Origin of the sequence: Bradyrhizobium sp. (assembly GCF_049512235.1) — a bacterium.
Classification (GTDB): domain Bacteria; phylum Pseudomonadota; class Alphaproteobacteria; order Rhizobiales; family Xanthobacteraceae; genus Bradyrhizobium.
Genome location: NZ_JBEKXH010000209.1, coordinates 1 through 11,073, shown reverse-complemented (window position 1 = coordinate 11,073; position 11,073 = coordinate 1). Strand labels below are relative to the sequence as shown.

Sequence of the window (11,073 nt, the reverse complement as noted above, 5' to 3'; positions counted from 1 at the left end):
GTCGCCGACTACATTACAGTCAATAATTCGCTCGCAGACGGCGGCAACGTGTTCAACTCCGCGACCGACATCTGGGCAAGCCTCGCGGAAAAAGCCTACGCCCAGCTGCAGACCGCCGGCCCCGTGACCGGAAACTCGATCAATGACGGCAATTCCTGGTCAACCATGGGCAATGGCGGCGCTCCGGAAATGGCGCTCGAGGAGATCACCGGCGCGTCGGCGATCACCGACTTCCAGGCCAGCGGCAGTTCCTGGTCCAACATCGTCTACAATCAGTCGTTTGCCGTGACCAACTATTCGACCGGCAATGCGACGACGAACGTTCTCAGCACGCTGGCGTCCGACCTCGCCAAGGGTGACGACGCGGTGCTTTCGTCCTGGACCAATGCTTACGACAGTTCCGGCAAGCAGACCCTGGTCGCCTCGCATGCGATGTCAATCTACGGCTACGACAGCACCACGGGAATGGTCGAGGTCCGCAATCCCTGGGGCACGGAGAGCGGTCAGTACTGGGATACGACCTTCGAAGTCAGCCTCTCGACGCTATTGGCCGACGGCGACACCATCACCGTCGATAATGCCGGCAACGGCCCCAGCCCTATCGCTCCGCCCGTCCTGACGACGCAGACGGCGGCGCAAACCTGGAAGCTCGGACAGGCGGTGAATTTCGCGCTGGCCGCCAACACCTTCACCGACCCACAGGGGCAGAAGCTGACCTACAGTGCCACGCTGTCGAACGGCGCCGCATTGCCGTCCTGGCTGACGTTGAACACGACGACCGGGACCTTCACCGGCACGGTCGCCAACAACACAGCCGGTCTGAGCATCAAGGTGACGGCGACGGACACCAGCGGACTTTCAGCGTCGGAGACCTTCACGGTGGCAACCCCGGTGCCCACGGCACCGAGCCTGACCGCGCAGACCGCTACGCAGACCTGGAAGCTCGCGCAGGCAGTGAATTTCACGCTGGCCGCCAACACCTTCATCGATCCGCAAGGCGAAATACTGACCTACAGCGCCACGCTGTCGAACGGCGCGGCATTGCCGTCCTGGTTGTCGTTCAATACCACTTCGGGCACATTCACCGGAACGGTCCCCACCACGGCGGCTGCTCTGAGCATCAAGGTCACGGCCACCGATCAAGGCGGCGCGTCGTCATCGGAAACATTCTCGGTGCTGACGCCGGCCGCGGCGCCGGTGCTGACCGCGCAGACGGCGGCGCAAAGCTGGAAGCTCGGGCAGACGGTGAATTTCGCGCTGGCCGCCAACACTTTCACCGACCCGCAGGCCGAAAAACTGACCTACAGCGCCACGCTGTCGAACGGCGCGGCATTGCCGTCCTGGCTGACGTTGAACACGACGACCGGGACCTTCACCGGCACGGTCGCCAACAACACAGCCGGTCTGAGCATCAAGGTGACGGCAACCGACACCAGCGGACTTTCGGCGTCGGAGAGTTTTACGGTGGCAACGCCGGCGCCCACGGCACCGAGCCTGACCGCGCAGACCGCTACCCAGACCTGGAAGCTCGCGCAGGCGGTCAACTTCACGCTCGCCGCCAATACCTTCACCGATCCGCAGGCCGAAAAACTGACCTACGGCGCCACGCTGTCGAACGGCGCGGCATTGCCGTCCTGGCTGACGTTCAATACCGCCACCGGCACATTCACCGGAACGGTTCCCAACACGGCTGCGGGTCTGAGCATCAAGGTCACGGCCACCGATCAAGGCGGAGCGTCGTCATCGGAAACATTCTCGGTGCTGACGCCGGCCGTGGCGCCGGTGCTGAGCGCGCAGACGGCGGCGCAGACCTGGCAGACCGGACAAGCAGTCAATTTCAGTCTTGCGGCAACGACCTTCACGGATCCGCAGAACGAAACGCTGGCCTACACGGCGACGCAGGCCAATGGTGCGGCGCTGCCGGCTTGGTTAAAATTCAATGGGACGACCGACACTTTCAGCGGGACCGCGCCGGCTACCGCGGCATCCCTGAGCCTCAAGGTGATGGCCACCGACAGCAGCGGGCTATCGGTGTCGGAGACATTCGCCGTGAGTGTCGCCGCCGCGAAATTGTCGCAGACGATCGCCTCGGTCAGCTCGGGAAGCGGATCGGTGACTTCGACCCTGACCCAGCTCGCCTCGCTGACCACGCCGACGCTGGCCTCGCCGCTGCACTGACCCCTCGCATGGGGCCGGTTCCCGGTCTGATCCAGCATTTCAAAGGGCATTCCGGTCGCGGCCGGAATGCCCTTTGGCGTGCTCCCCGCGACAGAACTATTTCGTAAGCATGCCGCTTAACCTCGCACCAATGCGGATGCGACAGGCTGCGCCGGGACATCCAGAACAAATCACCTTTTGGCGGGGCCTTCATGCATGTGTGTACCGACGATGCCGCGTGGTCGCTGGCGCTCGCGCTGCACTTGCTCGGTATCGTCGCCGATCCCTCGCGAATTCAGCATGAAAGCGGCAAGTCGCAAGCACTGAACGAAGACGATGTGCTGCGCGCGGCGAAACGTTTTCCGGTCAAGGCCAGGGCCGTCTCGTCCTCGATTGCGCGGCTGGCGAAGACGCCGCTGCCGGCGCTGGCTTTGTTACGATCCGGCACGTTCGCCGTCATCGGAAAGGTCACCGACGACAGCGTGCTGATCCAGGGACGGCATGATCCGTCGCCCCGTCTCCTCAGCTTCGCCGCATTCGAGCGCGAGTGGAGCGGGCGCATCGTTCTTCTGAGCAAGCGCGCCGCGCTCTCCGATACTGCACGTCGCTTCAACCTCAGCTGGTTCTGGGGCGCCGTTCACAAATATCGCGGCGTGCTTGCCGAAGTCCTGCTCGCCTCCTTTGTCATCCAGCTGTTCGCGCTAGCGACGCCGCTGATCTTTCAAACCGTGATCGACAAGGTGCTGGTGCATCGCGGCCTCTCGACGCTGGAAGTGATGGTGTCCGGACTGGCGCTGATCGCGATTTTCGAGGCGGTGCTGTCCGGTCTTCGCACCTACCTGTTCGCCCATACCAGCAATCGCATCGACGTCGAACTCGGCGCCCGCATTTTCAGGCACCTGCTGCGGCTGCCGCTGGCCTATTTCGAGAGCCGGCGGGTCGGCGACAGCGTGGCGCGGGTGCGCGAACTCGAAACCATCCGGCAGTTCATCACCGGGTCGTCCATCACTTTGGTGCTCGATCTTTTGTTCTGCGCGGTCTTTCTCGGCGTCATGTTCATCTACAGCGCGACACTCGCCTTTGTCGTGATCGCGGCGCTGCCACTCTATGCGCTGCTGTCGGTCGCCACCACGCCGGCCTTCCGCCGCTGCCTCGACGAGAAATTCCGGCGCGGCGCCGAAAATCAGGCCTTTCTGGTCGAAAGCGTCACCGGTGTCGAGACCATCAAGGCGATGGCGGTCGAACCGCAAATGCAGCATCGATGGGAGGAGCAGCTTGCCGGCTATGTCAGCGCGTCATTTGCTGCAGCCCAGATCGGCAACTGGGCCAGCCAGACCGCCACACTGTTGAACAAGGGCGTCGGCGCCCTGACGCTGTTTCTCGGCGCCGGGCTCGTGATCGCCAACCGGATGACGGTCGGCGAACTGGTCGCCTTCAACATGCTGGCCGGCCAGGTCAGCGGGCCGGTGCTGCGGCTGGTCCAGGTCTGGCAGGATTTCCATCAGGTGCGGCTGTCGGTCGAGCGGCTCGGCGATATTCTCAACACGCCGATCGAGGCCAGCAGCGCCAGCGCGGAAGCCAATCAGGCGCCGCTCACGGGCGCGATCGAATTCGAACGGGTGACGTTCCGCTACAGCCTCGAGGCGCAACCGGTGTTGCGCGACGTCAGCCTGCGGATTCCGGCCGGTCAGGTGGTCGGCATTGTCGGCCCGTCGGGCTCCGGCAAGAGCACGATCGCCAAGCTGGCGCAGCGGCTGTATCTGCCCGAGGCCGGCCGGGTGCTGATCGACGGTATCGATGCCGCGGTGCTCGATCCCTCCTGGTTGCGCCGCCAGATCGGCGTCGTGCTGCAGGAGAACATCCTGTTCAACCGCTCGGTGCGCGAGAACATCGCGCTGGCCGATCCCGCGCTGCCGATGGAAAAAATCACGGCCGCCGCGAAACTCGCCGGCGCCCACGACTTCATCTGCAAGATGCCGCATGGCTATGACAGCTCGATCGGCGAACGCGGCGTGTCGCTGTCCGGCGGCCAGCGCCAGCGCATCGCCATCGCCCGGGCGCTGGTCGGCGATCCCCGCATCCTGATCTTCGACGAGGCAACCTCGGCTCTCGATTATGAATCCGAAAGCGTGATCCAGGAAAACATGCGCGACATCGTCAAGGGCCGCACCGTCCTGATCATCGCCCACCGGCTGTCCACGGTGCGCGGCGCGGACCGCATTCTGACCATCGACAACGGCTCGATCGTCGAAGACGGCCAGCACGACCAGCTGGTGGCCGGCAACGGGCGCTATGCCGCGCTGCATCGTATCCAGTCGGTCGGGCGATGAGGGGACATCGCCGATGACGGCCGGATCCGCGCTTCGTCTCGTCAAATCCGCATCTCGCCACGCCCAGGAACGCGCCTTCCTGCCGGCGGCGCTGGAGGTGATGGAAACCCCGCCCAATCCGATCGGCCGCGGCATCGCTTACACGCTGTGCGTGGTGGCGCTGGCGGGGCTTGGCTGGGCGATCTGGGGCAAAGTCGATATCGTCGCCGTCGCCAGCGGCAAGGTGATCTCGCACCGCCGCACCCAGGTGGTGCAGCCGTTCGAAACCGCGAGCGTGACGTCGGTTCTGGTAAGCCCTGGCCAGCAGGTCGGTGCCGGCGATCCCCTGATCGAACTGGACAAGACTGTGGCCATGGCGGAACAGAATCGCGCGCAAAATGACCTGGTCGCCGCCCGGCTCGACGAAATGCGCCTGACGGCCTTTCTCGACGGTTCAACCCTTGCCCGCTTTGATGCCATCGCCGGCGCCTCGGCGCTCGACCGCGGCCGCGCCCAGGCCCAATTGACCACGCAGGCGGCGATGCGCTCGGGCCAGCTTGCCGGCCTCGATCAGGAGAGATTGCAGCACGGTGCCGAGCGTCTGGTGCAACAGCAGACCGTTGCCAAGATCGAACAGACATTGCCCCTGGTCGCCAAGCGCGCCAGCATTCGCGATCAGGCGCTCGCGTTCGGCAATACGTCGGTGATCGCCCAGCTGGAGAGCCAGCAATTGCTGGTCGAGACCAGGTCCGAACTCGAAATCACACATTCGAAAATCATCTCGCTGGACGCGACGATCGCCGGCCTTGACCAGAAGATCATCGCCACCGAAGCCGAAATCCGCGGCAAAGCCATGGACGAACTCGGCAAGGCCAGGGATCGCGTGCGCGCCGCCGAGGAGGCGCTGGTCAAGGCCATACGCCGCGCCGAGTTGCAGACGTTGCGGGCACCGATCAGCGGCACGGTGCAGCAGATGCACATCGCCAATATCGGCGCGGTGGTGACCCCGGCCCAGCAATTGCTGTCGGTGGTCCCGAACGATGACCGGGTCGAGGTCGAGGCGGTGCTTGAAAATCGCGACGTCGGCTTTGTCAGCGCGGGGCAACGCGTCGAACTCAAGGTCGATGCCTTTCCGTTCACGCGCTACGGGCTGTTGAGCGGCACGGTGTTATCGGTCGATCGCGATGCCGAGGCCGCGCCGGTCAGTCAATCCGCGGCGCAGGGTTCGCAGCGCGCCGCCGATACCATCGATGAGGTCGAAGCCAGCGAACGGCTGCGCTACACCGTGCACATCGCCCTGGCGGCGGTAACGCTCGACGTCGATGGCCGCGCCGCCAACCTCGTACCGGGCATGTCGATCAAGGCGGAAATCCTCACCGGCAAAAGGCGTATCATCGACTTCCTGCTCGCCCCCTTGCGCGAACACATGCACGACGCGATGCGGGAGCGGTGAGGAAGCCGCGGTGAGCGCTCGCAGCAAGTACCCGCATCAGCGCAGCGACATGCGGGAATCAAGACCCGGATATCGCTTCGCTCATCCGGCCTACGCTCGCTGCAACATCGAGATGGCGGGTACGCTCCGACCCGCCCGAACTGTGACCATACTGCATTTTTCGTAGCGACCCTCGTGGTCGCCCTCTCGCGGCATCACCCGGTCTCACCAGGGCACCCACAAGGGGTGCCCCTACGCGTCAGGCACCGAGACTCATCGCGATGTCCACCTGCGTTATTAGTGGTTGCTACGGACATTTTTCGTATTTGGTAGAACGGTACACCACATCACTCTTGTCGCGATCCGCTCGACCGGTATCGGCTGGGCGACGGGGGTTGGCCGGCTCGGGTCGTTCGCAGGGGCCGCTTGTTTTCGGACAGATGGCCTGGCCTCACTATCATAGGTTGCAGTCGGCGACTATAACCGGATGCGTCCCTTGGTGGATGGTCTGGTGGGAAACGACGGCGTCGATCCGCAATCTCCGGAAGATCTGTTCCATCCGGTCGCGCTGGAGCTACACAAAGTCTAAGATGCAGGGCATGGTGACGGTCCAGGAAAGGCTGCCGGAGAGCAGCTACCTGGATTGTCAGCCTTCGCTGCGCCCTGGCCCGCGACCGTCTGTCTGCGGTTCGGCCCGTGATCAGCTACGGTCCTTAAGTCCAAGCGAGGTCCGACGACCGCCGCAACACGAGTTCAAAGAGGAAACCGCAATGGTATGGAGATCGACCGCCACCACCCCGCTCGCCCGCGACACCATGGCCTATGTGCTGGCGGGCGGACGCGGCACCCGCCTGATGGAGATGACCGACGTCCGCGCCAAGCCCGCGGTCTATTTCGGCGGCAAGTCGCGGATCATCGACTTTGCGCTGTCGAACGCCCTCAACTCCGGCATTCGCCGCATGGCGGTTGCAACCCAGTACAAGGCCCACAGCCTGATCCGCCATCTGCAGCGCGGCTGGAACTTCCTGCGGCCGGAGCGCAACGAAAGCTTCGACATCCTGCCGGCGAGCCAGCGCGTATCCGAGGACATGTGGTACCGCGGCACGGCCGATGCGGTGTACCAGAACATCGATATCATCGAGAGCTACAACCCCAAATTCATTGTGCTGTTGGCGGGTGACCACATCTACAAGATGGACTACGAGCCGATGCTGCAGCAGCACGTCGACCAGGGCGCCGATGTCACCGTCGCCTGCCTCGAAGTGCCGCGGATGGACGCGGTCGGTTTCGGGGTCATGCACATCGACACCAGCGACCGCATCATCTCCTTCCTCGAAAAACCCCGGGATCCGCCGGCGATGCCGGGCAATCCCGACCTGGCGCTCGCCAGCATGGGCATTTACGTGTTCGAGACCAAGTATCTGATCGAGCAGCTGAAGCGGGACGCCGCCAACGACAGCTCCGGCCACGATTTCGGCAAGGACCTCATTCCCTACATGGTCAGGGAGGGCAAGGCCGTGGCGCACCATTTCTCCAAATCCTGCGTGCGATCGACCGCCGAAGCGACCGCCTATTGGCGCGACGTCGGAACCGTCGACGCCTATTGGGAGGCCAACATCGATCTCACCGATATCGTGCCCGAGCTCGATCTGTTCGACCGCGACTGGCCGATCTGGACCTATGGCGAGATCACCCCGCCGGCCAAGTTCGTCCATGACGAGGACGGCCGGCGCGGCCAGGCCATTTCCTCGCTGGTCTCGGGCGGCTGCATCGTTTCCGGCGCCGCGCTAAAACGCTCGCTGCTGTTCACAGGCGTCCGGATCAACTCCTACGCGATCATCGAGAACGCGGTGATCATGCCCTATGTCGAGATCGCACGCTCGGCCCGGCTATCCAACGTCGTGATCGATCGCGGCGTGCAGATTCCGGAGGGGCTCGTGGTCGGCGAGGATCCCGAATTCGACGCCAAACGCTTCCGCCGCACCGAGCGCGGCGTCTGCCTTATCACGCAGCCAATGATCGACAGGCTCGGGGCATGACGACGGCGCTAAAGCTGCTTGCGGTGGCCTCCGAAATCTATCCGTTGATCAAGACCGGCGGGCTTGCGGATGTCACCGGCGCACTGCCGGCGGCGCTGGCCACCGAGGGCGTCGCGGTGCGCTCGCTGGTGCCAGGCTATCCCACCGTGCTTGAAAAGCTCGGCAAGGCGGAGGTGGTGCAGACCTTTGCGGATCTGCAGGGCGGCACCGCGCGGCTGCTCGCCGGCAAGGCTGATGGCCTCGACCTGCTGGTGCTCGACGCGCCGCATCTCTACGTCAGGCCGGGAGACCCCTATGTCGCGCCGGATCGCCACGACTGGCCCGACAATGCATTCCGCTTCGCTGGCCTGGCCCAGGTGGCGACCCGGATCGGCCAGGGCCTGCTGCCAGGCTTCGTGCCCGACATCGTCCACGCCCACGACTGGCAGGCGGCGCTGACGCCGGCGCTGTTGCATTATGCCGGCGCCAGGCGGCCCGGAACGGTCATGACGGTGCACAACCTCGCCTTCCCCGGGCTGTTCCCGGCTCGTCTGTTGGGCGCGATCGGCCTGCCGCCCGAGGCCTTCGCCATCGACGGCGTCGAGTATCACGGCCAGATCAGCTATCTCAAGGCCGGCCTGCAGTTTGCCGACCGCATCACCACGGTGTCGCCGACCTACGCCCGCGAGATCCTCAACCCCGAGGCCGGCATGGGATTCGACGGCATGCTGCGGGCGCGGGCCTCAGTCGTGTCCGGGATTCTCAACGGCATCGACGATACCGTTTGGAACCCGGCCAACGATGGGCGGATTGCCGCCACCTACACCGCGCAGACGATCGAGGCCCGCGCCGCCAACAAGGCGGCGCTGCAGCGCCGCCTTGGCCTCGACGGCAACGCCGAGGCGCTGTTATTCGGCGTCGTCAGCCGTCTCACCGCGCAAAAGGGGCTCGACCTCCTGGCATCGGCGCTACCCACGCCGCTGGGGCTGGGTGCCGGGCTGGCGCTGCTCGGCTCCGGCGATCAGGAACTGGAGAATGCCTTTGCATCCGCCCAGTCGGCGCATCCGGGCCGGATCTCCTGTGTCATCGGCTACGACGAGGGCCTGGCGCATTTGATCCAGGCCGGCGCCGACGCGCTGCTGGTCCCGTCACGGTTCGAGCCGTGCGGCCTGACCCAGCTATGCGCGGTGCGTTACGGCGCCATTCCCGTGGTGGCCCGGGTCGGCGGCCTTGCCGATACCGTGATCGACGCCAACGAGATGGCGCTCGCATCCGGTGTCGCGACCGGAGTGCAGTTTGCGCCCGTCAACGCGGAAAGCCTCGAAGCCGCGATCCGCCGCACCGCCGAACTTTACGCCGACCGCGAGGCCTGGGCGCGCATGCGACAGAACGCCATGGCGACCGACGTATCCTGGCGCAAACCCGCCCACCGCTACGCCATGCTCTATCGTGAGATAACAGCGGCAAGAGCGGGCGCGGCCTGATTTGGCAACGCCGTTGCCGCGGCGCGACGATCGAAGCCCGCGGGGATGCCGTTGCAAAGCCGTCTATTCCAGTCCGATGGACTGGTATTTCCCTTTATCGTCCATCGCGGTGCCCCAGATCTTGTGGGAAGCCTGATGTTCCGCGCGCCCGAAATTGAGCGGTACGCCAAGGCCGAGATCGACGTTGCTCATGGCCTCGAGATTATCGATCAGCCGTTCGGTGTCGAGCTGCGGCCCGGTTCGCTTCAGCCCCTGGATCAGCACATTGGCGGCGATGTAGCCTTCCAACGACACGTAGTCCGGGGCCTCGCCCGGGAAATAATTCGCCAACGCATTCTTGTATTCGAGCACCGCGCTCGAATAACCGCCGACTGCCGGGACCACCTGCGTCACGATGACGCCGCTGGCATAACGCGGTCCCAGGAGATTCAATTCATCAGCAAGCGCGGTGCTGCCGACAAAGGATACGTTGGAGTAGATCATGCCGGGGAAGAGGTCGCGGGTCTTTTCGATGAACTTCGCGGCGGCGCGATAGGCTGCCACCATCACCACGGCCTTGACCGGGATCTTCGCCAGCTGCAGCTGGTTCACCGCGTCGTCGACGTCTACGGTGTTGCGCTTGTAGCCGAGTCTCAGAATGGCGGCGTCGCCGACGCCAAGCCCCCGCAACGCCTGGACCACGCCGGCAAAACCGGCATCACCGTAGGCGTCCTGCTGGGCGAAGACAGCGATCTGCCTGGGCCGCAGCTTGCGCAGCTTGATCAGGTAGCGCACGACCGCCTCGGTCTCTTCGGAATAGCTCGCCCGATAGTTGAAGACGTAGCGATCCGGCGGATCGTTGCGCAGGATGTTGGCGCCGGTGAAGGCGCCGAAGAACAGCGTTCGCCGTTCCAGCACATAAGGAATTGCGACGGCCGCGGTCGGCGTTCCGACATTGCCGATGAAGCCGAACACCTGATCCTTGTCGTAGAGCTGCTTCATGCAGTCGAGGGTGCGCGACGGCTCATATCCGTCGTCCGCCGCGATCAGCCGAAGCATGCGGCCTTCGATGCCGCCGGCATCGTTTGCCCGGTTGAAAGCCGTGTCGATGCCGAGCTTCATCTGGCGGCCAAGTTCCTTGGCCGCGCCGCCGAAGGGAGCCACGATGCCAAATCGAATTTCGCGATCGGTTACGCCGCGGACCGGGCTTGAGACCTGTGGCGTCGCCGTCGCAACCGGGGCGGTGGGCGCGGTCGCCGCCGATGACGGCGCGATAACGCCTGAAAGCAACGGCGATGATGATGATGATGATGATGTCGATCCGGCGAGACTCTGTTCGAGATAGGAAAGCTGCCGCTCCACCAATTTGCAATCGATCCGTCCACTCGACACATTGTCCAGACCGACGGCGACAGAGCGGTCCAGCAGCTGGCTGAGGTCGTTACGCTCGGCCTCGTTGGACGCGGCTTCCGCGACGACGGCCTGGAACTTGTCGGCGATCACCCGGACGCGTGGCGGGGCGATATCGCGACAGGCCAGCGCCGCCCCCATGATCGGTCCGACCCGCCCCGCAAGGTCACGCACGACCGGGACATTGTCGCCGGGCGCGGCCATAGCGCTGCCGGCAAACGCCGCAATGAGCAGGATGGAGATCCAGCGAACGGCGGAACGCGAACTCTTTGCAACGGTCATGT

At 64.6% G+C, this 11,073-nt stretch carries 6 protein-coding genes; 5 read left to right on the top strand and 1 reads right to left on the bottom strand.

The window, feature by feature from the left end; genetic code table 11:
• The 5 genes from ABSG20_RS19435 to glgA all read left to right on the top strand — a co-directional run.
• A partial coding sequence (locus tag ABSG20_RS19435) for a putative Ig domain-containing protein (RefSeq protein ID WP_423866136.1) occupies window positions 1-2,178 on the top strand: 2,178 nt, incomplete at its 5' end.
• Between the two features lie 191 nt (window positions 2,179-2,369).
• Window positions 2,370-4,487: a type I secretion system permease/ATPase gene (locus tag ABSG20_RS19430; protein WP_423866135.1), complete on the top strand. Its 2,118-nt coding sequence runs from the start codon at window positions 2,370-2,372 to the stop codon at window positions 4,485-4,487.
• A 13-nt stretch (window positions 4,488-4,500) separates the two neighbouring features.
• Complete coding sequence (locus tag ABSG20_RS19425; protein ID WP_423866134.1) at window positions 4,501-5,919, top strand: HlyD family type I secretion periplasmic adaptor subunit; 1,419 nt, start codon at window positions 4,501-4,503, stop codon at window positions 5,917-5,919.
• A 749-nt stretch (window positions 5,920-6,668) separates the two neighbouring features.
• Window positions 6,669-7,937: a glucose-1-phosphate adenylyltransferase gene (gene glgC, locus ABSG20_RS19420; RefSeq protein WP_423866133.1), complete on the top strand. Its 1,269-nt coding sequence runs from the start codon at window positions 6,669-6,671 to the stop codon at window positions 7,935-7,937.
• Window positions 7,934-9,400: a glycogen synthase GlgA gene (gene glgA, locus ABSG20_RS19415; RefSeq protein ID WP_423866132.1), complete on the top strand. Its 1,467-nt coding sequence runs from the start codon at window positions 7,934-7,936 to the stop codon at window positions 9,398-9,400. The genes glgC and glgA overlap by 4 nt, the downstream gene beginning before the upstream one ends.
• Before the next feature lie 63 nt (window positions 9,401-9,463).
• Here glgA and ABSG20_RS19410 read toward each other — a convergent pair whose 3' ends face one another.
• On the bottom strand, window positions 9,464-11,071 hold the full coding sequence (locus tag ABSG20_RS19410) for an ABC transporter substrate-binding protein (RefSeq protein WP_423866131.1): 1,608 nt from the start codon (window positions 11,069-11,071) through the stop codon (window positions 9,464-9,466).
• Between the last annotated feature and the right edge of the window lie 2 nt (window positions 11,072-11,073).

Bases quoted from the DNA above. Each gene is read 5' to 3' on its own strand.
- ABSG20_RS19430 (WP_423866135.1), top strand. From the start codon at position 2,370: ATGCATGTGTGTACCGACGATGCCGCGTGGTCGCTGGCGCTCGCGCTG.
- glgC (WP_423866133.1), top strand. From the start codon at position 6,669: ATGGTATGGAGATCGACCGCCACCACCCCGCTCGCCCGCGACACCATG.
- ABSG20_RS19425 (WP_423866134.1), top strand. From the start codon at position 4,501: ATGACGGCCGGATCCGCGCTTCGTCTCGTCAAATCCGCATCTCGCCAC.
- glgA (WP_423866132.1), top strand. From the start codon at position 7,934: ATGACGACGGCGCTAAAGCTGCTTGCGGTGGCCTCCGAAATCTATCCG.
- ABSG20_RS19410 (WP_423866131.1), bottom strand. From the start codon at position 11,071: ATGACCGTTGCAAAGAGTTCGCGTTCCGCCGTTCGCTGGATCTCCATC.